The organism is Pseudomonas sp. A2, assembly GCF_023100865.1.
Taxonomy (GTDB): Bacteria; Pseudomonadota; Gammaproteobacteria; order Pseudomonadales; family Pseudomonadaceae; genus Aquipseudomonas; species Aquipseudomonas asiatica.
This window is the reverse complement of sequence record NZ_CP039127.1, coordinates 5,781,492-5,803,851: the sequence shown is the minus strand read 5'-3', so window position 1 is coordinate 5,803,851 and position 22,360 is coordinate 5,781,492. Positions and strand designations below refer to the sequence as shown.

The 22,360-nt window shown below is 55.6% G+C and carries 20 protein-coding genes and 1 pseudogene; 14 read left to right on the top strand and 7 right to left on the bottom strand.

Annotated features, from left to right (window positions below):
* The first annotated feature begins 11 nt into the window (after nucleotides 1–11).
* The 6 genes from E5221_RS26770 (at nucleotide 12) to E5221_RS26745 (ending at nucleotide 3,951) form a co-directional block, all read left to right on the top strand.
* Nucleotides 12–1,004, top strand: coding sequence for a PDR/VanB family oxidoreductase (locus tag E5221_RS26770; protein ID WP_046784302.1), 993 nt, complete (start codon nucleotides 12–14; stop codon nucleotides 1,002–1,004).
* A 14-nt stretch (nucleotides 1,005–1,018) separates the two neighbouring features.
* Nucleotides 1,019–1,285, top strand: coding sequence for a LysR family transcriptional regulator (locus E5221_RS26765; RefSeq protein ID WP_021783614.1), 267 nt, complete (start codon nucleotides 1,019–1,021; stop codon nucleotides 1,283–1,285).
* Between the two features lie 267 nt (nucleotides 1,286–1,552).
* Nucleotides 1,553–1,786, top strand: coding sequence for a hypothetical protein (locus E5221_RS26760; protein ID WP_021783615.1), 234 nt, complete (start codon nucleotides 1,553–1,555; stop codon nucleotides 1,784–1,786).
* A gap of 128 nt (nucleotides 1,787–1,914) precedes the next feature.
* Nucleotides 1,915–2,343, top strand: a complete 429-nt coding sequence (locus tag E5221_RS26755) for a S24 family peptidase (RefSeq protein ID WP_021783616.1) — start codon at nucleotides 1,915–1,917, stop codon at nucleotides 2,341–2,343.
* Nucleotides 2,330–3,610, top strand: a complete 1,281-nt coding sequence (umuC, locus tag E5221_RS26750) for a translesion error-prone DNA polymerase V subunit UmuC (protein ID WP_021783617.1) — start codon at nucleotides 2,330–2,332, stop codon at nucleotides 3,608–3,610. Before E5221_RS26755 ends, umuC begins: the two co-directional genes overlap by 14 nt.
* 86 nt (nucleotides 3,611–3,696) lie before the next feature.
* On the top strand, nucleotides 3,697–3,951 hold the full coding sequence (locus tag E5221_RS26745; RefSeq protein ID WP_080671125.1) for an antirestriction protein ArdR: 255 nt from the start codon (nucleotides 3,697–3,699) through the stop codon (nucleotides 3,949–3,951).
* 145 nt (nucleotides 3,952–4,096) lie between these two features.
* On the opposite strand, the gene E5221_RS26740 is transcribed toward E5221_RS26745, so the two are convergent.
* The gene (locus tag E5221_RS26740) at nucleotides 4,097–5,596 is read right to left on the bottom strand and encodes a hypothetical protein (RefSeq protein WP_021783618.1); all 1,500 of its coding nucleotides are present in this window, start codon (nucleotides 5,594–5,596) and stop codon (nucleotides 4,097–4,099) included.
* Between the two features lies 1 nt (nucleotide 5,597).
* A complete protein-coding gene (locus E5221_RS26735) occupies nucleotides 5,598–5,897 on the bottom strand; it encodes a hypothetical protein (RefSeq protein ID WP_021783619.1) in 300 nt (99 codons plus the stop codon).
* Between the two features lie 588 nt (nucleotides 5,898–6,485).
* On the opposite strand from E5221_RS26735, the gene E5221_RS26730 reads away from it, so the two are divergent.
* Complete coding sequence (locus tag E5221_RS26730; protein WP_021783621.1) at nucleotides 6,486–7,112, top strand: hypothetical protein; 627 nt, start codon at nucleotides 6,486–6,488, stop codon at nucleotides 7,110–7,112.
* A gap of 333 nt (nucleotides 7,113–7,445) precedes the next feature.
* Nucleotides 7,446–8,315, top strand: coding sequence for a hypothetical protein (locus E5221_RS26725; RefSeq protein WP_170033485.1), 870 nt, complete (start codon nucleotides 7,446–7,448; stop codon nucleotides 8,313–8,315).
* A 155-nt stretch (nucleotides 8,316–8,470) separates the two neighbouring features.
* Here E5221_RS26725 and E5221_RS26720 read toward each other — a convergent pair whose 3' ends face one another.
* Nucleotides 8,471–9,592 (bottom strand): YiiX/YebB-like N1pC/P60 family cysteine hydrolase, encoded by a 1,122-nt coding sequence (locus E5221_RS26720; protein WP_170033483.1) that lies wholly within the window; start codon nucleotides 9,590–9,592, stop codon nucleotides 8,471–8,473.
* A gap of 86 nt (nucleotides 9,593–9,678) precedes the next feature.
* Complete coding sequence (locus E5221_RS26715) at nucleotides 9,679–10,251, bottom strand: hypothetical protein (protein WP_170033481.1); 573 nt, start codon at nucleotides 10,249–10,251, stop codon at nucleotides 9,679–9,681.
* A 389-nt stretch (nucleotides 10,252–10,640) separates the two neighbouring features.
* On the opposite strand from E5221_RS26715, the gene E5221_RS26710 reads away from it, so the two are divergent.
* Nucleotides 10,641–11,552 carry a CAAX protease gene (locus E5221_RS26710; protein WP_047596032.1) on the top strand — a complete coding sequence of 304 codons (912 nt, stop codon included), beginning with the start codon at nucleotides 10,641–10,643 and terminating at the stop codon, nucleotides 11,550–11,552.
* Nucleotides 11,553–11,640: 88 nt separating this feature from the next.
* Here E5221_RS26710 and E5221_RS26705 read toward each other — a convergent pair whose 3' ends face one another.
* Nucleotides 11,641–14,121, bottom strand: a complete 2,481-nt coding sequence (locus E5221_RS26705; RefSeq protein ID WP_047596033.1) for a DEAD/DEAH box helicase — start codon at nucleotides 14,119–14,121, stop codon at nucleotides 11,641–11,643.
* The gene (locus E5221_RS26700) at nucleotides 14,122–14,916 is read right to left on the bottom strand and encodes a Hachiman antiphage defense system protein HamA (RefSeq protein WP_047596034.1); all 795 of its coding nucleotides are present in this window, start codon (nucleotides 14,914–14,916) and stop codon (nucleotides 14,122–14,124) included.
* A 388-nt stretch (nucleotides 14,917–15,304) separates the two neighbouring features.
* Between E5221_RS26700 and E5221_RS26695 the strand changes: the two are divergent.
* Nucleotides 15,305–15,619: pseudogene (locus E5221_RS26695) on the top strand (thymidylate synthase); the annotation flags it as partial.
* Nucleotides 15,620–15,732: 113 nt separating this feature from the next.
* Here E5221_RS26695 and cadR read toward each other — a convergent pair.
* A complete protein-coding gene (gene cadR / locus E5221_RS26690) occupies nucleotides 15,733–16,176 on the bottom strand; it encodes a cadmium resistance transcriptional regulator CadR (RefSeq protein WP_015272183.1) in 444 nt (147 codons plus the stop codon).
* 84 nt (nucleotides 16,177–16,260) lie between these two features.
* Between cadR and E5221_RS26685 the strand changes: the two genes are divergently transcribed.
* From E5221_RS26685 to E5221_RS26670, 4 genes are all read left to right on the top strand, one after another.
* The gene (locus E5221_RS26685; protein ID WP_247846685.1) at nucleotides 16,261–18,474 is read left to right on the top strand and encodes a heavy metal translocating P-type ATPase; all 2,214 of its coding nucleotides are present in this window, start codon (nucleotides 16,261–16,263) and stop codon (nucleotides 18,472–18,474) included.
* A gap of 9 nt (nucleotides 18,475–18,483) precedes the next feature.
* Nucleotides 18,484–19,347: a LysR family transcriptional regulator gene (locus tag E5221_RS26680; protein ID WP_013974661.1), complete on the top strand. Its 864-nt coding sequence runs from the start codon at nucleotides 18,484–18,486 to the stop codon at nucleotides 19,345–19,347.
* Between the two features lie 225 nt (nucleotides 19,348–19,572).
* Nucleotides 19,573–20,631, top strand: coding sequence for a putative 2-aminoethylphosphonate ABC transporter ATP-binding protein (locus E5221_RS26675; RefSeq protein ID WP_182328833.1), 1,059 nt, complete (start codon nucleotides 19,573–19,575; stop codon nucleotides 20,629–20,631).
* A 1-nt stretch (nucleotide 20,632) separates the two neighbouring features.
* Nucleotides 20,633–22,357 carry a putative 2-aminoethylphosphonate ABC transporter permease subunit gene (locus E5221_RS26670; RefSeq protein ID WP_182328834.1) on the top strand — a complete coding sequence of 575 codons (1,725 nt, stop codon included), beginning with the start codon at nucleotides 20,633–20,635 and terminating at the stop codon, nucleotides 22,355–22,357.
* Nucleotides 22,358–22,360: the final 3 nt, after the last annotated feature.

Genomic DNA, 22,360 nt, shown 5'->3' with positions numbered 1-22,360 from the left:
GGTGAGAGGTGATGACGATGACATCTTTAGCAAATCCCAACCCAGCGTTGCTGGAACTGTTGATCCGTCGCGTTACCCGCGAAGCCCAGGGGATCAACTCATACGAGCTCGTTGATCCGAATGGTGGTGCGCTTCCACCATTTACAGCCGGCTCACACATCGACATCCATCTGCCCAATGGAATGGTCAGACAATATTCGCTGAGCAATTCGCCCGCCGAGCCTCATCGGTACGTGATCGGTGTACTGCGTGATGAGCGAGGGACTGGCGGCTCCATCGCGGTTCATCAGCTGCATGTCGGCGAAACCGTGAGGGTCAGTGTGCCGCGTAACAACTTCATGCTGAGCAAGGAAGCTCGCAAGTCCATCCTCTTGGCCGGTGGCATCGGCGTCACGCCCATGAAATCGATGATGCATGCACTGGAGTCGGCGAAGCAGGAGTATGAGCTCCACTACTGTTGCAAAGGCCCCGAGTTCGCTGCGTTTTCAGAGGAGATGGAAGAGCTGATCGGGGAAGGAAAGGTCGTCCTTCATTTCGATGGCGGGGATCCCTCCAAGAGCTTCGACCTACAGTCATTCCTGAAAGACGCCCCCGAAGGTTGCCACGTGTATTACTGCGGGCCTGCAGGCTTCATGAACGCGTGCAAGGAAGCCGCTGCTCATTGGCCTGCTGGCACAGTTCACTTTGAGCACTTCAAGGCACCCGTGAAAGCACCTGAGCCGGCAAGCGCGGAGCAGAGCAATGGTTCGTTCGTCGCACGCATAGCCAGCAATGGCGAAGAGATCGTCGTCCAGGCCCACGAGAATCTCGCGCAGGTGCTTCAGGATGCGGGTTACCCAGTCGAGACTTCATGCCAGTCGGGGCTGTGTGGCACCTGCAAGATTCGTTATCTGGAAGGAGAAGTCGACCATCAGGACTACATCCTCGACGACTCCGAAAAAGGTAGCTGCCTGACCGCGTGCGTTTCGCGTGCGAAGTCCAAGCTTCTCGTGCTTGACCTGTAGGCCTGGTGAAACACATGAACGTCACCAAGCTGGAAAGCTTTCTGGCGACTGTTGACCTGGGAACAGTGAGCGCCGCTGCGGCACAGCTCGGCATTGGTCAGCCGGCTGTCACCAAGCATCTGAACGCGCTGGAGGCAGAACTGGGCGTCGAGTTGTTCGTTAGTGCATCACGGCGAACGCTGCTCAGTCCTGCAGGCGCGAAAGTGTTATCCACAGCGCGAGTGATCGTCGCGGCAGTGGATTCGCTGCGAGCCGAGCTGGAAACGGCACGGAGCCATTAAAGGTTGCATATGGAACTTGGCCCCGGTGAGTTACTGCCGGGGCATTTTTTTGCCTTGCATCCATGGGTATGAACAACCCCGTTCAGCACGTTGTGCCTATTGTACGCGACACCCACCCATCCTGTTGAATCTCCAATCAACAAGCCTAGCTCGGCAGGTCTGGGTTGCCGCCTGTAGATGATTCCAGGTATGTCCGGCAGCCACAGCATGAGCGGTCTTGATGCTTTCACATATCGGTACTAATACTAAGGTACTGCCGGAAGAGGGATGATCATGCAGACGCGATTTGTTGTGGTTCCTGCTGTACCAGTGGAGAAAGAAATCTTCCCTCGTCGCACCGGCCTTCCCACCGCTCTTGGAGCAGGCTACGACCTTTACGATACCCATCAGAAAACTCGGCTCACCTGCAATTTCTCAACACGCGCCGAAGCTGATTACGAATGTTCCTGCAGAAACAATCAGCAGGCCGCGAGTGGGGCGAGCTATGCAGGGCATGGCTGAAACCATCACAGATCCCCTCAGAAAATCGCCCTGAATTTTCCTCAGCTTTCATGAGCTGACCAGGTGGCGTTGACCAGGTGCCATCAAACCGTTTAACTGTACGCATATACAGTAAAGGCGTTTTCGTCATGATCACTTTCCTTGGCTCGCTCGACCCCAGCACCACAGAGCTCCCTCTGTACTCATTTCAAGTGCCGGCAGGCTTTCCGTCTCCTGCTGCAGACCACATGGAGAAGCGGCTCTCCCTGGACGAGCTCTTCGACATCCGAGCCCCACACATCTACCTCGTCAGGGTTGAAGGCGACAGCATGATCGGTGCTGGTATCTACCCTGGAGACCTTGTGCTGGTCGACCGCTCCATACCGCCAGAGCCAGGTCATATTGTGATCGCTGCGGTGAACTGCGAACCGCTGTGCAAGCGCTTAGGTCGTGAGGGCACCCAGGTAGTGCTGCGTTCCGAGAACCCTCGTTACCCGTCCAGGTATCTCCTGGAGGGAGAGGAGCTCGAGATCTGGGGTGTGGTGACCTACAGCGTGCGTAGCCATGCCAAGCTCTGATCGCGTATTTGCCCTCATCGACTGCAACAGCTTTTATGCGAGCTGTGAACGGGTGTTCCGCCTCGACCTTCGCACCAAGCCCGTCGTAGTGCTCAGCAACAATGATGGCTGTGTGATAGCAAGAAGCGCGTGCGCGAAGCCATTTGTGAAGATGGGCGAACCGTACTTCCAGATCAAAGACAAGCTCCGTAAGCACGGCATTGTGGCGTGTTCGTCGAACTACTCGCTCTATGGCGATATGAGTGAGCGGGTCATGTCGGTTATCGAGTCCATGGTGCCCGCTGCCGAGGTCTACAGCATCGACGAAGCCTTCGCTGAGCTCACGGGCATCCCTGGAGACCTCGAGCGCCTGGGCCGGCAGATCCGAGCGGAGGTCTATCGGCGTACAGGTATCCCCGTTGGAGTCGGCATTGCCTCGACAAAAACGTTGGCGAAGCTGGCCAACTACGCTGCCAAGAAATGGCAGAACCATACCGGTGGTGTCGTCGATTTGCGCGATGACGTGAAGCGCAACTGGGTGCTCAAGAAGTGCGATGCGGGAGACGTCTGGGGTATCGGTCGTCGCCTTTCCGCCCACCTGGCGGCTATGGATATCCGCACTGCTTGGGAGCTGGCTCATGCCGACGCCTGGTCGCTCCGAAAGCAGTTCAGCGTGGTGGTGGAGAAGACCGCCAGGGAGCTGGCCGGCACTTCGTGCCTCGAGCTGGACGAGCCTGCCCCACCTAAAAAGGAGATCTGCTGCAGCCGTATGTTCGGTACCCGACTGACCGAGCTAGCTCCGATTAAAGAAGCGGTGGCCACCTATACGTCCAGGGCTGCCGAGAAGCTTCGTGCCCAGCATTCGCTCTGCAAACGGCTACGGGTGAGCATCCGCACGGGTATGTTCAATCCGGACGAGGCGAAGTATGCCAACGGCGTCCTGGTCGAGCTGCCATATCCAACGGACGATACGCGTTTGCTGACAAAGGCAGCGCAGGAGGGCGTGGAGCGAGTATTCCGTGAAGGTTTCCGCTACAGCAAGGCAGAGGTGTTGCTGTTCGACCTCAGCCAACCGAACGAAATTACGGGTGACCTGTTTGCGGCTGCTCAGCCGGTGGCGACCGAGAAGCTCATGGGTGTGCTCGATGCGGTGAACGGCAGGTGGGGCAAGGGGACGATGCGGCTGGCAAGCGTGCCAGTGGATCCCTCATGGGGCATGCGCCGGGAGATGATGAGCCAAAGCTTTACCACACGAGTTGATGAGCTATGGACTGTCTACTGCAAGTGAAAGGCTAGGACAGCGGTAGGCTTGTTGGTGAGTTTTTCCGCTGCTGGGTGCCTGACATTTAGAGCTAACAAAGGGTAAATCGATCTATGAAGGCTTTTTGGAATGCACTGCGCGTAACTGCTGCCCGATGGCGTGCAAAGAATGAAGAGTACCGGGGCGGGATCGTGATGATCTGGGAAGGAGAGGTATACGCTTGGAAAGATGAGGTTCGAGATCCTCAATGCGAACGACCAGGAGTATACGCAGTCGATGAAACGGGGCAAATCTATATCGCAGTAGGCGGTGATGACTACAACGGAGCAGAACGCTGGCTGGTGAAGCAGCCAGCGGTAGATGATTAACCAAGTTTCACTTGAGCAAATGCTCAGAGCCTTTCTCGTTGAACTGTCCTGAGCGGAAACAATTGTATAGATCCTACTGTGATGGTTTAAGGTCGACTGTCGCCATCGATGTCAGTACGGTTTATTTTGCTGCTCGATGGCCAGTTTAGCGAAGGGCAATAAGTGTACAATCTCGCATTATGCATATGAAGGTACAGATGTGCATGAACGCAGTCTTGCAGCTATAAGGTTTGAGCATTTTAGGCAGCTCGGCTAGGAGCGCGGTACGTCTTGCCTTGACTTCGGCTTGTCCAAGGAAATAATCCGGGCGTATATAATTTGATTTTCCATCGACGGCATTTGTTGCGATGGAGAATAATGATGCTAGGTATGCCATCGCTTTTGTGTCCATATCGCGGTAGGCGCTGGTTAGCTGTACCTTATTGGCTTCTACGCCCAAAGTTAAATCTACTCCCGCGTCCATCAGTGCGCTCTGGAACGCTTTGTACACGGGTACTTTTACATAGGTTTCCCCGGGGATACTTATTTTTATATTTTTATGCGCAAGGCGCAAATGGTTCAAAATTACTGCCGATATGGCCAAGTACTGGGGTGTTCTATTTCCTTCAAAATATATATCTCTTTCTTCGTCAGCTTTCTCAATGGTGATGGGGCAGTGCTTCAAGCCATAAAGCCAAATCAAACACTCTGCCTCTGCCAGCAGGTCATCCGGCAAATGATTTGAATTTTTATCAAATGCTTGGGTTACTCGCTCGCCAATCTGATCCCAGGACATTTGTAAATTAAGCCTGAGTAGCTCTGGAGGGAGGTGATTTAAAATATCCAAGTTGAGTTTGTGTGTTTCCTCCCAAAACGAGCTTTCGGAGTCAAGGAAGAAGTCTTTTAGCAGCCGAATCCGAGCCATGTCCTTTTCAGCGTCTGGTTGAGACTGCTCTAACATCAGTAAGAAGCCATCTTTGGCGCGCTCAATTGCATCCGCTAAGCCAAAATCAGGGGGTATGTCCGATGGCCAGTGTTTATAGCCATTTGTGCCATCCATTCGGCCATTGATTTTATTCGATTTTGCTAAAAGCTCGCGCTGACGGGCAGTAATATAGTTAGTGGTGTACGTCGACATCAGGGATCCGAGCTTTTCGAAAGTCCCGCCATCAAACACATCGCCGGTTATGTTCTCCAATAATGGTTTGGCTGAGTCAAGTTGTGCGGCTGGAATACCATTTTTAAGTAACGTAATGTAGTGGCGAGATAATGCGAGCTTCTCTTTGTGAGTCAAGCTGCCAGGGGCGCTAGAGCCGAATACAGCGCTCATTGTGGGTTTGGAACGACTGACAATCGATCGCCACTTTTTGTTTTTCGCAGACATTGAGCGCGCTAAAACCAAAAGCTTTGCTCGTTCAAATTGTAAGAGTTGGTCTGAGTTTTCGGTCGTCGTGAGTTCCGAGCCCAAAATCTGATCAGGCTCAATCTTGTAGCTTGCCAGTAAATCTTTGAGTGGCTCATAAATCTTCTCAGACGCCTGGAATCTGGCGTAGATGTAGTCAGCAAAGTCTGATTTATCGAACGGCTCCATCGGGTCAAGGGCGTCGATTGAGGTCGCAGGGTCGTAGAGTGCGGGGTCGGTTGGGGCAACGTGTTTCTCGCTCATGTCACTCATCCTTGTTTTCGATGCGCTGAATCACCGCAGGGGTTTGGGCGGTGTCTATGGCTAAGCGGCCAAATCCGGCATCCGCCCGCATTTGCGAAAAAACGGGGCTGCCTTGCTGAAGCTGATCAAGCATCTCGAACTGGTCAGTCGCGGTGCGAACAGCCATCGGTATGGATAGCTGAGTGGTGTTGATCAGTCGTTGAGCCATCAGGCCAATGACCTGCAGGTCGCCGACCTCCTGACGAAGCTGAGTGAAATGGTACATCTGGCGACCTGGTGTGAAGACAACGTTCTTGCTCATGATAGGCTCCGCTATGGGGTTACATTGGGTGCTTCGAAGATAAGCTTCCTGATGAGCCCTGCAGAGGATCGAATCTTAAGAATATGGGTGAAGGTGGGCCTGTCCCATGGCAGCGGACGCAAAAAGCGTCGCGTTCCCCGAAGGGGCTACAGGCCGCGATTAAATGCCGTTCTTGGGTCGCCTCGTTTGGCGAGTAGGTATCACTGCCTCGATGGAGCGGAAGCGTGATCAGGATGATATTTGGACTGATATTTTGGGCTGCCGTGACGCTTACGGTCTTAGCCGCAACCTTCATTCCTTTGTTGATAGTAAGCCTATTCGTCCTGACGGTGCTCATCGGAGGCGACAGCCTGGTAAGCCCATTGGTCGTCTACGGGATCTTCCCTACGGCGGTCGTAGCTACTGCATACCTGATGTACCGCTACGGCCGGCAGATCGCCGATTTCGTCCTATCCATCTCGCCCTAAAGGGCTCATCCGGGATGCTGCAACTGAGCACGTGATTCTCTAGGTGCTTTTTTTAAAAAGCATTCGTTGCTTCTAAGTCTATTCCGTGGGATGCTTTTCGCCATCTGAAAAGGGGCCCCCCATGACCGACATCATTTCCTTGATCGAGAACGTTGCTAAGACCAAGAGCGACCTAGCTTCCGCGTCTATTCGGATGCCCAAAGAGCTCTATTCCTTCATCGAAGGGCTGGCTGACCACCTTGATATGAGCCGACAGGAGACCATGCTCAAGCTTCTTGAAAAAGGAGTTGAGATTGCCAAAGTTGCTATGAAGCTCGACGACGAGGTGGAGGCAGCAGCGGAAATCGATTCCCAACCTGCTTCAAATTTTTACATCCTGAATACCAACAAGCGCCATAGTGTCGAGGATCACGAGCGCATGCTGAGCGAGGGCTGTGCGGCTGCGTTTTACGCGCCTTGGAAGCTCAACATCGATCGAATCAATCAAGGGGACATCGTCTTCTTGTATGAGAACGGCAAGGGGATCGTGGCGTACGGAAAAGGCACAGGCGTGACTAAAAAGCGTAGCCACCACGGTTTCGAAGACGAGTGCCACTACCAAGAGCTGCAAGGCTTCAAACGTCTAGAAAAGCCAGTGCCGGCAGCTGAAATCAAGAAAACGGTTCAGAAGAACGTCGTACTCCTCCGCACGATGTCCCCCATGCCAGAAGGTCACCTGCTGCTGGATCTGATCAAGAAACGTGGGTAAACGTGGCAAAGCCCAGAAAGCAAAAAACCGCCAAATAGGCGGTTTTCTGTGAAACGTATTCTTCTGCAGTATATGCCCTAAGCCATCGCGAGGTTCCGGTAGTGCTCCAGCATTCCCCGCTGGTGCTAAAAAGATTACGATCTGTGCTTCGAGCTGGCCATCTTTCATGCCTTTTCTCACGTGGACAATTCTTTGTAAAGCTCCAGCTCGCGTCGTTCGGCCTCTAGGGCGGCAATCCGAGAGGCAGCTTCAATGTCTGTGGTGGCATAGGGGTGCTGCTGAAAACTCGCCTACTGCGGCGTTAACATGATTTTAATTTTTGGGCTGACATGCATGGATCTCACGGTTGAGGGTAAGAAAATAAAGCGCTTGTTGCCTAGCTCGGCCGAGTTGCTGATGTGGTTCATAGTTCCATTTGCGTTAATATTGCGATTAGTTATTTTTTTGCCGCCTGATTATCGTGCTATTGATTATCTTTTGGGTGAATACTACTGGGATGTGATTGTTTCTATCCTTCTAATTGTATTTCCGATATTTTTCAGGCAGATATTTGCAAGCTTGCCCCTGGAATATCTTCTTAAGGATAGATCTTCAACTAATCATTCGGTAGTGAATGTTGGAGGCGACTATTTTGCGACCTCAAAAGCTTCCGGTGCGGCGGGAACTACCGCCGAAAAGGGATTTGAGAACTCGAGTGGCAGGGAGCTTCTATTCATCCACGCTGAGAGATCGCGGAGTTTGGCGAAGGGGATCTACGGGCGCTCAGGGGTATACTTGCTGCTCGGTGTGTTGGTGGCATTCTCAGGGTTAGTATTTTTCTATAGTCAGACGGCTAAAATTGACGTTCCGAATGAGGTCGGAAATCTACTACTTTTGTTGGCGCCAAAGTTTGGGATTTTGTTTTTCATCGAGTTTGTTGCCTTTTTCTTTCTTCGTCAATATCGGTCAGCTATGGATGAGTTTCGCTATTACGAATCTATTGCCCGTAGACGTGAGGAGGTAAGCGCGCTACTCTTGCTGTCGGCTGAGTCTGAACCACAAATTAATCCTATGGAGCTTATCAAGAGAGATTCCTATTTTTCGAAGGTTTCTGCGCTTGAAAAAGATCAGTCAACTGAGATTCTTGAAGCAAGAAAGCTGGAAAAGGGTGAACTTGAGCTCTTAGAAAAAGTCGTAGATACACTTGCTAAAGTTAAGCGCTGAGGATAAATGGGCTGCCACTCCTTTTGGCGAGTCCAGGTTCTTGGAAGGGCGGCGTCACCCCGTCGGCATTCGTGTAGAGGCTACAAGCTGATAGGTGGCGCAGGAAAGCGTCTGCTTTCGTAGCCTCCCTATCAGCGCAACCCCTGTGGTCTTATTCAGATTGGGCGATGTCCATCCAGCAACTCTTGCCCTTGGCGAACCACAGATGCAACGGCCTCAATGGTTGAATTCAGATTTTGGGCCTCTTCCGGCATTCTGAGGCTAAGGTAAGTGTCCCGAACTACCGATACTCGGATAAGAATTTCCTTAAGCATATTGTTGTAGAGTCTTATCTGTAGCCAGAAAAAATTTAGATTTTTTTCTTTGTATAGCTGCGAAAGCTGATATTGCATTGTTCCAAATCTTCGGAAAAGCCCTGGCTCCTTTTCAAGCTCATCGTCAATGTAGTCGCCAGGATCTTCGATTTGCCTAAGTTGATGTATGAGGAGTTTACTGCTGTATCGATGCGGGTTGGTTATTGATTCTATTTTATAGAATTCAAGATATCCGCTGCTCTGCATGAATTCAGATATTTGTTGGTCATACTCTGGGTGAGCAAGCAGGAAGCTGTTGACATCATTAAGTGTTTGGATATCCCATTTTTTAGCTAACTCCTCATTCTCACTTACTAGATGTCTGACCTTGCCTAGCCAGTCAAAGGTTTGCCGCTGATGCGTCTGGTTTGGATCCTCCGTCATCGCGAAGGTAACCTCTGCTTCGCTAGCAGGCCTAACCACCCCTAGAACGGGCTCAAAGGCTTTGCACAGCGAGAGTTGTCTCGGAGTGCAGAAAGCGGGGTTTCTGAGATTGATGAGATCGAAGTTTGCGTGTTCAAAGGACTTTGCTACCAAGCGAGAGCAGAACTGTCGTTCACTTTCCTTGTGCCGCAGTAGCGATCTCGCTCTTACCGTGATTGCCTCATTGACCGAGTAAAGACTTCCAACCTTCGATTGTGCATAGTCGCATATAGCATTTACCTCTTCTTCGGAAATTGGCCGTTTGGCGCGTAGTACAAGAATATCAGTTGCTCTGTCAAAGATCAGGCGCTGTGGACTTTTGGAAAAAACACCATCGAGAGTGGCTTCGATTGTGGTTCCTCCGATGTAAAGGGCAGCATGAGAGTATCTGCTTGCGGTGGCGGCTCGGATCCCCAGACTGGTGAGGCTCTTATCACCGGTCAGAAGGATATCGGCACGGCGGAGCAGTGATCGCTCTAGGATGAATTTATTGGAAGACATCGAAAGTCCTTCTTCTAGTTCTCAAATATGATTTTCATTGAGGGGTAGTGACGAAGGCCATGATTGACATTTCTGCCGCCTACGGCTCATCGGCGCCTATTTCTGGTATGGCCGGAGACGTGATGCGATCTCACCGCCACGGGGCCATTGCGGGTGTTTCGGATGTGACCGCTTCGAACGTGCCCACTGACATGCTGAAAGATCGGCCAATCGGGCAGGAATGACAGCTCCTGGGTGTGGTGCCGATAAACCTCAGGCATGTATTTCTTCAGGTACTCCTCCAGCGAGTCCTCTGCCACCTCGAAGTTGTAGACCCGCCAGTAGGCCTCGACTAGGTCTCGGTTTCGGCGAAGGTAGTAGCGCTCGAGCCATCCTGGGTTATCCGTCTCGTATTCGTATTTTGCCAACGCAGCTGCGTCGCTCAGCGATGCCTTGAAGCCCTCCTTCCAAGCCAGTAGCAGCATCAGGAGCACGCCTACGACGGCCATATGATCTTTGTCGTAGGTGAAGGAGTAGACGGCTGCCGGCGAAGCAAATCCGAATGCCAGCCAGCCAATCACAGTGAAGGGAAAGAACAGGATCGGAGCAATGAGCAGGACAAGCGCGGAGACGAACCAGGCTCCGAGAACGTCCGACAGCTTGAGCCAAATATTCGGCATGAGTTCCCTCTGATCATCCAGTTCTGAGCCTGAAGGCCTAAACGAGCGTTACCAAAGTGATGGCTAGATGGTGGCAGCTCGATGGTAGCCTAACGGCTGACTAGCAAGGAATACGTGAACGACTTAGGGCGCTTCTCAGGTGCAGGAATGGCGGTTTGGAGGCGGGATGATAACGGGGGAGGCGACGTGTACGAGGGGGCGAAATGAGTATTTATATTCCAGAAACGAAAACCCCGGCTCAAGGCCGGGGCGGGTGTTTCGTGGTCTTTGCAAGGAGTCGTAAGCTTTCGCTCATTGGAGCTCAATGCCAACCGTTTTTCAATCCTACGAGCGGTTGACACTGATGTCAACCCCCTTTATACAGGCACCTGGCCAGTAGGAAGCCGAGCATGCCGCATACCATCCAGTATAGACCCCAGCTGATCGACCACCTCATCAGCTCTCACCGAATCGCCAGCTACAGCAAGGTATTTTCGACCAGCAATGACGCTGAGCTAGTGGGGGCCTACCTGTGGAACTCGCACGTATGTGGCGTTCTCTACCCCCTACTCAGCGCGGCGGAGGTCACGTTGCGGAACTCGATTGACACCGCCCTGACGGCTGATCTTGGGAAATTTTGGTGGAAGGCAAAGACGCTTAAGTACAAGAGCTTTACTCCCGGAGGCCAGGTGCCCGATGCGGTCGCGAAACTGACTAAAAATTTCGGGTCGGCCTTCAACACCGCCTGGTACGAGCGCAAAAACCGGCAGGTCAGTGGGCAGCCAGACCACCAAGAGGTCGTATCCAAAACGGAATTCTCCACGTGGGAATTCGTTCTGGACAACGAATATATGGGCAACAACCTTATCTGGCCGAAGAATCTTGGGCGGGTTTTCAAGGGCCAGTGGCCAACGAGTCAGGCGAGCGCCATGCTGGCCGGGTGCAAAGATCAGGTTGCGCTGGTAAGGAAGTTCCGAAATCGAGTGTTCCACCACGAACCCGCTTGGAAGCGCTTCAACGTCAATGATGAGCACCAAGCAGTGGCCCACCTGCACGAGAAAATCAGCAAAATCACTGAGCTGATCTCATGGATTTCGCCCGAAAAGATCGACCTTCTAGAGAGATCCGGGGTGATCCGAACGGCCTACCGTGCCTGCTCCGTGGCCGAAATCGAACGGTTCAAGTACCAGTCTAAGACGAGCACGGTCAACAGCATGGTCAAGCTCATCAAGGTTGCAGAGGCTGCAAGCGCTGGTAATGAGGTTATGAAAATCGCGGTGTATGGAAAGCGGAAGGCGGTCTATACCCTCCAGGCTGACTGATAGGTGTTCTGCTGGCCGCCTCCGAGTCCTGCCCGCCCTCCCGATATCAACCAGGCGAGCGGGCATCATCCTTCAGCTCTCTGTGGGGCTACGACGATTGCGCTGGCACAGGCTTAAGGTTCATCTGGGCCTCGAAAATCAGCAGGTCACTTTCTTCGTTCTTTCTCATCAGTGCGATTACATGGGAGCTGACCTCAATCTCACCATTCGCATTCATGCGCACATACCGAGGGTATCGATCAAGCAACAGTTCGGATAATCCGCGACTGTAGCCTTCGCGAATCAATTTGATTTTTGATTCATCATCGGTGCCGTATTTGACTCGCTTGTAGAAGCTAGGCTCGACGGCTCCCACCCCGTTAAGGATTTCAAGGAACCTGAAGATCTTATTATCAAAAAAGTCATCTTCGTCTTTAAGCCTTACAATTGCGAGATTGACTCGTTCTACGTCGTTCTTCCGTGAAATTCTTACATAGTGAGCGCTATGGCTATTTCTGTACTTGGTGTCGCCCCAGCTTGACACGTATACATAGTCGGTGCCTTTCGTTTGGGGGAGATCTTCCCAGTACTTTAACGTATGCCTGATAATTTGTTTTGTAGTGCGCTTTTTTAGTTTCCAATCCAGGAACATTGCGTAAAAGTCCAAGGCTGCCTGATTTTTTAGGCGCAGCATGTCGCTATTTTTTGTTCCTGCATGAAACTTTTCGATGAAACAAGTCTTGATGTCGGTTAAGAGCCGGTCTGCGGTATTGATTGGCCCATTCGCCTCGAGTGATAGGCTAATGGCTTCGTCCACTTCTTCTTCTGAAGCAAATACGTCGATTTCGCTGACGCTGTTGGCGATCATTAAACGGCCAACCTCTGTCTTTACATATTTGCATTCTTCGCCAGTGACAACGCCTGGCTGAAGATTTTCAAGTCTAGATACCGCGTCCTTGTGGCGTAGGGCGGCCTTGTCATCACTTATGTCTGATGCTTCGAGGAGAACATTGTTGACCGTGTCTTCGTCTTCCTGCGAGACGTTTACGGAATTTTCGTAGAAGGTCTTGAGATTCGCTCTCTTGTGGGTGTACTCATCAACACCCAAAAGGTAAATGCTGGACTCAAGCTTTTGCAGTGCAGAACCCGCCTTGGGGTCAAATACCTCACTGAATCTGTTTACCCGTCCAATCAAATTTTTGAACTGTGATGAGGTCAGATTTCCTTTTCCTTTGGAATAGTCAAATATAAACAGTCGTTCGATTGGTAAGTTTACACCTTCAAGCAACGTTGAGTTGCATACCAGGTATTTCATTGCCTTGGACTGGTTGAACAAATTTTCAAGATAAAGGCGGATGGTGTCTGGGATTGAACCGTGATGATACATCACACCCTTTCGTAGGCAGGCGATGAGTCGATAGCGCTTGTCGAACGTTTCTTCGAGTTCGTCGCAAGCTGTTTGAATCAGTGGGCATTCAATGTTTGGCAAGCTTTCGGCTAGCTCAAGCGCAAATTGCTCAATCCGTTTTTTGGTGTTCCCATATATAATGTTCTTGGCTAGTGATTCACTTTTTATAAGATCAAAACAATTATTGTGCTTGCGATCTAGGTCAATCCAGTGGTTAAGGAAGTGGTCATAGAGCTTAAGCTTTCCATCATTTTTTCCCGTTCTGAAGTCTCTGACAAGGAAGCGCTCGGATTTAATATACTCATCAATCCTGAATCCCTTCGGTGTCATGTTCAAGTAGCGAACACGGACATTAAGCTCGTTGCAAAGAAACGGGGTTAGAAACTTGAAGGAAGCGTCGGGGTTACGAGCACCCAAGATACATAGCATTGTGGCCAATAGTTCGTTTCGGCTATCGCCTTGGAGGAGGTTGTGTGCCTCGTCCACGAACACCATGTCGAACTTTAAATAACTATGCTCGTTAAGCATGCGATTCAGTCGTTCTTGAGTCAGCACAAAAACGCGGCTATTTCGTTCAGGAGAATACATCTCGGGATGCGTGATGACTTTGCCCATGTCGTTGATGTCAGCATAAATCAACCGCTTTTTTGTCTGAGCTAGTAAGGCTTTTGACGGTACAAGAATGAGTACACGTTTTTCAGGATTGTCTCTAACGGACTTGATGATCAGCTCTGATTTGCCGTAGGAGGTCGGAGCTACTACAACTGATGAATTCTCATACTCGGCTTGTACGAAAGTTCTCAAAATATCCTGCTGCTCTGTAAGCACCATTCCTTGGTCGCGGAAGGTATCTACATAGCTGCTCACGATATTCTGGATAAAAGAGTTACTCAGCCGTTCATCTTGTTCAAACGACTTTCCGATAGCGGCAGAAACTGGAAGAAGGCCGCTGTTCACGGCTACGTCGTAAAGAGGCTCGTATCGGCCAGTAAGGTTTCCATAAAATAGGGTGATTCGATAACCTAGACGCTTAATCTCTGCCGCGCTGTGATTAAGTAGTAATACAGCAATAGCGAGCAGCTTTACAGTTTCCCCGTCGGACATTTCGTGACCGCGCAGAAGGTTCATGTAGATGTCTTTGAAACGGGTTTTTGCTAGTTCCTTAATGGTGATCTCTTGCATTTAGCATCCTGCCTCTGTGCGGAGGAAATCTTCTAGTTTCTGAAGCGTTCCTTTCTGTAGCGATAGCACCAGAACGGTTTTGAATATCGGGTTGGCTATCAGCTTGTTTGTGAAATGTTCGACTGTCTTCTCTTCTACTTTTCGCGTCGCATCGTTGAATAGCGCAGATACCAGAACGACATTGTTGTCTGAGGCAACAGCAGTGTTCAGGTAGGCGTTGTCACCCTCTAGACCTAGAATCTCAAGAACTGATTCTTTGTAGCCTTTACTTTCACTGATTGATTTCTGGGCGGCATTGATCGCGTTGTGCCAATGGTTCGTTTCGGCCTCGGCAAGTCGACCCTTTAAGTCATCTCGAGCCTTGGCCAGCAAGGCACTAGTAGCTGCGCAAGAGGTTCTTGTGCCTGCTCCGCCCGACTTCACCTCGGTGATCCACACTTCATTCGAAGCGGATTCGTACAGGACGAGGTCAAAGCCTTTCCTGATGTGTTTTTCTTCCATGTTGAAGAACGGGGAAATGACATCGAAGCTATCAAGCTTTTTAAGAATGATCACGTGTGCCAGGAGTTCTCCAAGCATACCAATGCGCGTCTTATCATCTTTAGTCGAATAGCGATCCCAGAATGATTTGAGGGTGGCTGCATACTTGAACATGATCGAGCTGCGGCTGGCGAGATCGGCGCCATGGCAGATACGCGTTAGGTTGTCTCGTATCGTGGTCTTTAGCTCATCAGAAAAGTTTTCAACACAGCACACTGCGTACTGACCGGTTTGCTTGAAGATTACGCCATCCATAACACGATCTTTCCAAAGGGGCCGCAGCCTTTGCTTTCCCCATCGCCGGAGGCGACAGGACTCGAGGATTTGGCAGCCAAGAATCAGCTCTCCGGTGAGCTCCTGCGCTCGCGATAGAGAGGCAATTCACGGCAATAAATGCCATGGAGGCACTGTGCCATTTAGTAGGAAGTATAGCGAGAGGGAGGGGATGTGGACGTGGTTGACCCGACGAACGCTGGTTGGCCGCTAGGCCACGTAAACATTGGGCTTGAGCCGCATGTGATTGCTGCATATATGCCTTGCTATTCGTGTCGTACTGTGCGATATTTGTTTTGCACACAAGCACTTGCGGCGTGAAAGCCAGAATCTACGGTGAAATGTGCATGTATGGTGTCGGAAGAATTTTTTGGGTACGCCGTTCAACCTCACCGAAGGCGCGGCGCTGCTGTCGCTGTTCGGCCGCCTGACCGGCTACACCCCGCGCTGGTTCACCTACTTCATCGGCGATGCCCATGTGTATGAGAACCACCTGGACATGCTCAACGAGCAGCTCAAGCGTGAGCCGCTGGAGGCGCCGAAGCTGGTGATCAGCGACCGCGTGCCAGCGTTTGCCGACACAGGGAAGTACGAGCCGGAGTGGCTGGAGAAGATCGAGCCTAGCGATTTCTGGCTGGAAGGGTATGAGCACCATGCGCCGATGACGGCGCCGATGGCGGTGTGACAGATCTCTATTGCCTGTACCGGCCTCTTCGCGGGTAAACCCGCTCCCACAGGGACCGCACGAAGCTCAGGCCTGTGCAGTACCTGTGCGGGTTTACCCGCGAAGCTTTTGGCTTAATGCCCGTGGCTTCGCCCTACATGCGAATGCTCGGTTTCCGGCACCGATACCGCCCCGTTCGTCTCCAGTTGCTGCAAGATCGCACACTCCGCCCCTTGTGCATTGCAGCGCCGCCGCAGCTCCACCAGCTGTTCCTGCAACGCCACCAGACCATCGATCCGTGCCTGCACATGCTCGATATGCTCGTCGATCAGCGCATTGACGCTGCCGCACGAATCATCGGGGCTGTCGCGCAGGCGTAGCAGGCTGCGGATTTCATCCAGGGTCATGTCCAGGGTGCGGCAGTTGCGGATGAACGTCAGCCGCTCGACGTGGGCCTGGGTGTACAGCCGGTAGTTGCCGTCGCTGCGCGCCGGCTCCGGCAGCAGCTGTTCACGCTCGTAGTAGCGGATGGTTTCCACGGCGCAGTCGGTGGCTTTGGCCAGTTCTCCGATCTTCATCACGAAATTCTCCAGCAAGTGTCTTGACCCTATAGTGGCTACAGGGTGTTCACTTGGCAACAGGCTCAAATTAAGGATGACCCCATGAACCAGCCTGTCAGCCACGAACACAAGCACGATCACCACGCCCACAGCTGCTGTGGCAGCGCTGCTACGCCAGCCTTGGTCCAGCTGAGCGAAAAGGCCAGCAGCCACGCCCAGTTCAGCCGTTTCCGCATCGAGGCCATGGACTGCCCTACCGAGCAGACCCTGATCCAGGACAAGCTGGGCAAGCTGGCCGGTATCGAGCAGCTGGAGTTCAACCTGATCAACCGTGTGCTCGGCGTGCGCCACACCCTGGGTGGCACTGCTGAAATCGAGCAGGCCATCGACAGCCTGGGCATGAAAGCCGAGCCGCTTGGCGCCGAAGACGATGGCACTGCCAGCGCACCGCAAGTGGCCAAGACCCGCTGGTGGCCGCTGGCGCTGTCCGGTATTGCCGCGATCGCCGCCGAAATCGTGCACTTTGCCGCGCTGGCCCCGGAGTGGGTGGTGGCGGCGCTGGCGCTGGCAGCGATCCTCGGCTGTGGCCTGGGTACCTACAAGAAGGGCTGGATCGCCCTGAAAAACCGCAACCTCAACATCAACGCGCTGATGAGCATTGCCGTGACTGGCGCGGTGCTGATTGGCCAGTGGCCGGAAGCGGCCATGGTGATGGTGCTGTTCACCGTCGCCGAGCTGATCGAAGCCCGCTCGCTGGACCGCGCGCGCAACGCCATTGGCGGCCTGATGCAGCTCGCCCCGGACATGGCCACCGTGCGCCAGGCCGATGGCCAATGGCGGGAAGTGGAGGTGCGGGAGGTGGCCATCGGGGCCCTGGTGCGGGTGCGCCCCGGCGAACGCATTGGCCTGGACGGTGAAGTGACCAGCGGGCAATCCACCGTCGATCAGGCGCCGATCACCGGCGAAAGCCTGCCTGTGGAGAAGACCGTGGGCGACAAGTTGTTCGCCGGCACCATCAACCAGGCAGGGGCGCTGGAGTTCCGCGTTACCGCCGCTGCCGGGCAATCGACCCTGGCGCGGATCATCAAGGCCGTCGAGGAAGCGCAAGGCGCGCGGGCGCCTACCCAGCGTTTCGTCGACCGCTTCTCGCGCATCTACACCCCAGTGGTGTTTGCCATTGCCCTGGCCGTTGCGGTGATACCGCCGCTGTTCATGGCCGGTGCCTGGTTCGACTGGGTCTATCGCGCCTTGGTGCTACTGGTGGTGGCCTGCCCGTGTGCCCTGGTGATCTCGACCCCGGTGACCATCGTCAGCGGCCTGGCCGCTGCCGCGCGCAAGGGCATCCTGATCAAGGGTGGCGTGTACCTGGAAGGCGGGCGCCAGCTGGACTTCCTGGCCCTGGACAAGACCGGCACCATCACCCACGGCAAACCGGTGCAAACCGATGCCAAGATACTGGAGCCGCTGTTCGAAGGCCGCGCGCAAGCCCTGGCCGCCAGCCTGGGCGAGCGTTCCGACCACCCGGTCTCCCGCGCCATTGCCCAGTTCGGCAAGGAGCAAGGCCTGGCCTTGAGCGAGGTTGATGACTTCGCCGCCCTGGCCGGGCGCGGTGTGCGCGGTACCATCGCGGGTGAGGTTTACCACTTGGGTAACCACCGTCTAGTCGAGGAGCTGGGGCTGTGCTCGCCCGAGCTCGAGGCCCAGCTGGATGCGCTGGAGCGCCAGGGCAAGACCGTGGTGCTGCTACTCGACCGCTCCGGCCCGTTGGCGCTGTTCGCGGTGGCCGACACGGTCAAGGAAAGCAGTCGCCAGGCCATCGCCGAGCTGCATGAGCTGGGCATCAAGACTGTCATGCTGACCGGTGACAATCCGCATACCGCCCAGGCCATCGCCACCGTGGTGGGTATTGACCGTGCCGAAGGCAACCTGCTGCCTGCCGACAAGCTGAAGAGCATCGAAACCCTGTACGCCCAGGGCCATCGGGTGGGCATGGTCGGTGACGGTATCAACGACGCCCCGGCGCTGGCTCGTGCCGAGATCGGTTTTGCCATGGCGGCGGCCGGTACCGACACCGCCATCGAGACCGCCGATGTGGCGCTGATGGACGACGACTTGCGGAAAATCCCGGCCTTCGTCAGGCTGTCGCGCCAAAGTGCGGCGGTCCTCATGCAGAACATCGTTCTGGCGTTGGGCATCAAGGCGATATTCCTGGCGATCACCTTTGCCGGCATGGCCACCATGTGGATGGCGGTGTTCGCCGACATGGGCGTGAGCCTGCTGGTGGTGTTCAACGGCTTGCGCCTGTTGCGCAAATAGAGGACGTGCATGCTGAGTTCGGAGCTGAAAGCCTTCTACATGGTGGCCCGCCTGGGCAGCATCACCCTGGCGGCGAAGAAGCTCGGCCTCAGCCAGCCCACGGTGACCACGCAGATTCGCAACCTGGAGAGCCAGTACGCGGTGGAGCTGTTCTACCGCGGCGGGCGGCGCCTGGTGCTGAGCGAGGAGGGCGTGCGCCTGCTGCCGATGGTCAAGGCACTGCTGCAGCAGGAGGCCGACATCGAGTTCGAGCTGCGCAACAGCGGCCAGGCCCAGGGCAGCTTGCGCATCGCGGCCACGGCGCCCTACTACATCCTCGACCTGGTGAAGATCTACCGTGAACGCCTGCCGCAGGTGGAGGTGGCGGTGGAAATCGGCAACTCGCAGCAGGTGCTGGAGATGCTCGAGGACTACCGGGTGGATATCGCCGCTTCGTCGCAACTGCTGGAAGATGCTCGGCTGGTGCGGCGGGTGCTGGGGACCGACCCGTTGGTGGTGGCGGTGCACCGCAACCACCCGTTGGCACACCGCCAGGCGGTGTCCATTGACGTGGTGGCCGGGCATTGCCTGCTGATGCGCGAGAAGGGCTCGACCACACGCAAGCTGACCGAGCAGATGATGCAGGAGGCCGGGGTGAAGGCCGGGGCGTTGCTGGAGATTGGCAGCCGCGAATCGATCCGCGAGGCGGTGCTGCGCAATATCGGCATCAGCGTGATTGCCCGGCACGAGGTGCCGCACAACCCTGAGTTGCGGGTGCTGGCGCTGGAGAACGCGCCGGTGATGCATGAATACCTGTATTGCCTGAAGGAGCGGCGCCAGGCGCGGTTGCCGGCGGCCTTCCTTGGGGTGGCGCAGGAAGTGGCCGGTTCATAGTTCTAGACCCGTGTTGGCTTCTTCGCGGGTAAACCCGCTCCCACAGGTACTGCACAGCCTTCAGATGCGGCGAGATTCCTGTGGGAGCGGGTTTACCCGCGAAGAGGCCCGCGAAGACCACTACAAAATCTGCCTATACCACTATCACCGGCTTTTGCCCTAAAGCCACAGAACCTTCGCACAGCCTTCCTAGCATGGCCCCCATCTCTTCGATGAGGCCCTGCCATGAACCACACCACCCCCGGCGCACAGATGAAAGTGCGCAACATCCACAAGCGCTTCGGCGCCTTCACGGCGCTGAATGATGTCTCGCTGGACATCGCCGCCGGCGAACTGGTGTGCCTGCTCGGGCCTTCCGGCTGCGGCAAGACCACATTGCTGCGCTGCATCGCCGGCCTGGAGCGCCAGGACCGCGGTACGTTGTACATCGGCGAGCGCGATATCTCCGAGCTGCCACCCCAGGCCCGTGACTACGGCATCCTGTTCCAGTCCTACGCGCTGTTCCCCAACCTTACTGTCGAAGCCAACATCGCCTATGGCCTGACTGGCAGCGGCCGTGAACAGGCCCGCCAGCGAGTGACCGAAATGCTCGAACTGGTGGGCCTGGCCGGCAGCGAGAAGAAATACCCCGGTCAGCTTTCCGGTGGCCAGCAGCAGCGTGTGGCCCTGGCCCGCGCGCTGGCACCGTCGCCGTCGTTGCTGCTGCTGGACGAGCCGATGTCGGCGCTGGATGCCCGGGTGCGTGAGCACTTGTGCACCGAGCTGCGCCAGCTGCAGCGCCAGCTGGGTATCACCACGCTGATGGTCACCCACAACCAGGAGGAGGCCATGCTGATGGCCGACCGCATTGCGGTGATGAACAACGGCCAGGTCGAGCAATACGCCACCCCGCAGGAAATCTACGACCAGCCGGCCACGCCGTTCGTTGCCGAGTTCGTCGGCCAGGGCAACTGGTTGCCGTTCCAGCGCAGCAGTGACAGCCATGCCCAGGTCGGTGGCATGAACATGCGTCTGGCACCAGGTTCGGCCCGACCCAGTAGCGGACGGCTGTTCTGCCGCCCGGAGGCGATCACGGTCAACCCTGCGGTGCACGAAGAAAACCTGTTCCCGGCCATGGTCCGTGAAATCACCTTCCTCGGTAACCGCTGCCGCATGAGCTTCGAGCTCAAGGCGCTGCCTGGCCATGCACTGCTGGCGGAGCTGGCCCCCGAGGCCATGCCGCGGCTGGGCTCGCAGGACATCTGGGTGGCGCTGCCGCCGCAGAGCCTGCAGGTGTTTGCCTGAGATGGCCGCGCCAATGTCCCTGCCGCTGAGCCAGGCCAAGGCCACGCCGCGCGCTGGCGTCGCCCTGGGCGACCGGTTGTTCGTCGTCGGCGGCAAGAGCCTGCTGCTGATCCTTCTGGTGCTGGCGGTGCTGATGCCGCTGCTGGCGATCTTCTGGCGCGGCTTCAGCGCTGAAGCGGGCCAGGGTGGTGGCCCGCTGGCGGCCCGCGAGCTGTTCGCCAGTGAAAACTTCCACTGGTTGCTGGGCAACAGCCTGTCGGTGGCCTTCACAGTGGCAGCCATCGTGGTGCCGCTGGCCTACCTGTTCGCCTATGCCCTGCAACGCACGTTGATTCCGGCCAAAGGTCTGTGGCGGGGGATTTCGCTGCTGCCGCTGCTGGCGCCGTCGATGCTGCCGGCCATCGCCCTGGTCTACCTGTTCGGTAACCAGGGGCTGCTACGCGGGTTGCTCAGCGACAACATCTATGGCTTCTGGGGCATTGTGCTAGGCGAGGCCATCTACACCTTCCCGCATGCCCTGATGATCCTGCTGTCGGCGCTATCGCTGGCCGATGCACGCCTGTTCGACGCAGCGTCCAGCATGGGTGCCGGCCCTTGGCGAGCGTTCACCAGCATCACTTGGCCGGCCACGCGCCAGGCAGTATTCGCAGCGTTCTGCCTGGTGTTCACTCTGACCATCACCGACTTCGGTGTACCGGTCGTGGTCGGCGGCGACTATCAGGTGCTGGCGCTGGAAGCCTACAAGGCGGTGGTCGGCCAGCAGCAGTTCGGCCGCGGCGCGTTGATCGGCATGGTGCTGCTGTTGCCGGCGCTGTTCAGCTTTACCGTCGATGCCTGGCTGCGCCGGCGCCAGGGCGAGGCCATGAGCGGCCGTGCCCAGGTGTTCGAGCCCAAGCCGTCGCGCGGCCGTGATGCCTGCTTCCTGGCGATCGTGCTGCTGGTGTGCGCGGCATTGCTGTTGGTGATCGGCATGGCGGTGTATTCGTCGCTGGTCACGTTCTGGCCCTACAACCTGTCGTTGTCGCTGCGTCACTACATGTTCGAGGACACCGCCGGTGGTGGCTGGCTGGCCTACCGCAACAGCGTGACCATGGCCATCGGCACCGCGCTGATCGGCAGCATCGTGATCTTCACCGGCGCCTACCTGATGGAGAAGACCCAGGGCCAACGCCTGCTCAACCAGGCGCTGCGCCTGCTCAGCTTCATCCCCATGGCCGTGCCGGGCCTGGTGCTGGGCCTGGGCTACGTATTCTTCTTCAACCTGAACGGCAACCCGCTGCATGTGTTCTACGGCGGCATGGGGCTGCTGGTGGTGTGCACCATCGCCCACTACCTGACCACCGCGCAGATGACCGCGACCACCGCCCTGCGCCAGCTCGACGGCGAGTTCGAGGCCGCCGCGCTGTCGCTGAAGGCGCCGCTGTACAGGCACTTCCTGCGGGTGACCGTGCCGATCTGCCTGCCGGCGCTGCTGGACATCATCCGCTACCTGTTCGTCTCGGCGATGACCACCGTGTCGGCGGCAATCTTCCTGTACAGCCCCGACACCATCCTGGCTGCCGTCGCCGTGCTGAACATGGATGACGCCGGCAACGTCGGTGGTGCCGCCGCCATGTCCACCCTGATCCTGCTGACCAGTGCCGGCGCTTCACTGCTGCTGGCCGCAGCCTCACGCGGCCTGCTGCGCCGCTCCCAAGCCTGGCGCCAACGCGCCGCGACCGTCTGACCT

Excerpts from the sequence above, each read along its gene's own strand:
- E5221_RS26770 (WP_046784302.1), top strand. The coding sequence starts at position 12 with ATGACGATGACATCTTTAGCAAATCCCAACCCAGCGTTGCTGGAACTG.
- E5221_RS26765 (WP_021783614.1), top strand. The coding sequence starts at position 1,019 with ATGAACGTCACCAAGCTGGAAAGCTTTCTGGCGACTGTTGACCTGGGA.
- E5221_RS26760 (WP_021783615.1), top strand. The coding sequence starts at position 1,553 with ATGATCATGCAGACGCGATTTGTTGTGGTTCCTGCTGTACCAGTGGAG.
- E5221_RS26755 (WP_021783616.1), top strand. The coding sequence starts at position 1,915 with ATGATCACTTTCCTTGGCTCGCTCGACCCCAGCACCACAGAGCTCCCT.
- umuC (WP_021783617.1), top strand. The coding sequence starts at position 2,330 with ATGCCAAGCTCTGATCGCGTATTTGCCCTCATCGACTGCAACAGCTTT.
- E5221_RS26745 (WP_080671125.1), top strand. The coding sequence starts at position 3,697 with ATGAAGGCTTTTTGGAATGCACTGCGCGTAACTGCTGCCCGATGGCGT.
- E5221_RS26740 (WP_021783618.1), bottom strand. The coding sequence starts at position 5,596 with ATGAGCGAGAAACACGTTGCCCCAACCGACCCCGCACTCTACGACCCT.
- E5221_RS26735 (WP_021783619.1), bottom strand. The coding sequence starts at position 5,897 with ATGAGCAAGAACGTTGTCTTCACACCAGGTCGCCAGATGTACCATTTC.
- E5221_RS26730 (WP_021783621.1), top strand. The coding sequence starts at position 6,486 with ATGACCGACATCATTTCCTTGATCGAGAACGTTGCTAAGACCAAGAGC.
- E5221_RS26725 (WP_170033485.1), top strand. The coding sequence starts at position 7,446 with ATGGATCTCACGGTTGAGGGTAAGAAAATAAAGCGCTTGTTGCCTAGC.
- E5221_RS26720 (WP_170033483.1), bottom strand. The coding sequence starts at position 9,592 with ATGTCTTCCAATAAATTCATCCTAGAGCGATCACTGCTCCGCCGTGCC.
- E5221_RS26715 (WP_170033481.1), bottom strand. The coding sequence starts at position 10,251 with ATGCCGAATATTTGGCTCAAGCTGTCGGACGTTCTCGGAGCCTGGTTC.
- E5221_RS26710 (WP_047596032.1), top strand. The coding sequence starts at position 10,641 with ATGCCGCATACCATCCAGTATAGACCCCAGCTGATCGACCACCTCATC.
- E5221_RS26705 (WP_047596033.1), bottom strand. The coding sequence starts at position 14,121 with ATGCAAGAGATCACCATTAAGGAACTAGCAAAAACCCGTTTCAAAGAC.
- E5221_RS26700 (WP_047596034.1), bottom strand. The coding sequence starts at position 14,916 with ATGGATGGCGTAATCTTCAAGCAAACCGGTCAGTACGCAGTGTGCTGT.
- cadR (WP_015272183.1), bottom strand. The coding sequence starts at position 16,176 with ATGAAGATCGGAGAACTGGCCAAAGCCACCGACTGCGCCGTGGAAACC.
- E5221_RS26685 (WP_247846685.1), top strand. The coding sequence starts at position 16,261 with ATGAACCAGCCTGTCAGCCACGAACACAAGCACGATCACCACGCCCAC.
- E5221_RS26680 (WP_013974661.1), top strand. The coding sequence starts at position 18,484 with ATGCTGAGTTCGGAGCTGAAAGCCTTCTACATGGTGGCCCGCCTGGGC.
- E5221_RS26675 (WP_182328833.1), top strand. The coding sequence starts at position 19,573 with ATGAACCACACCACCCCCGGCGCACAGATGAAAGTGCGCAACATCCAC.
- E5221_RS26670 (WP_182328834.1), top strand. The coding sequence starts at position 20,633 with ATGGCCGCGCCAATGTCCCTGCCGCTGAGCCAGGCCAAGGCCACGCCG.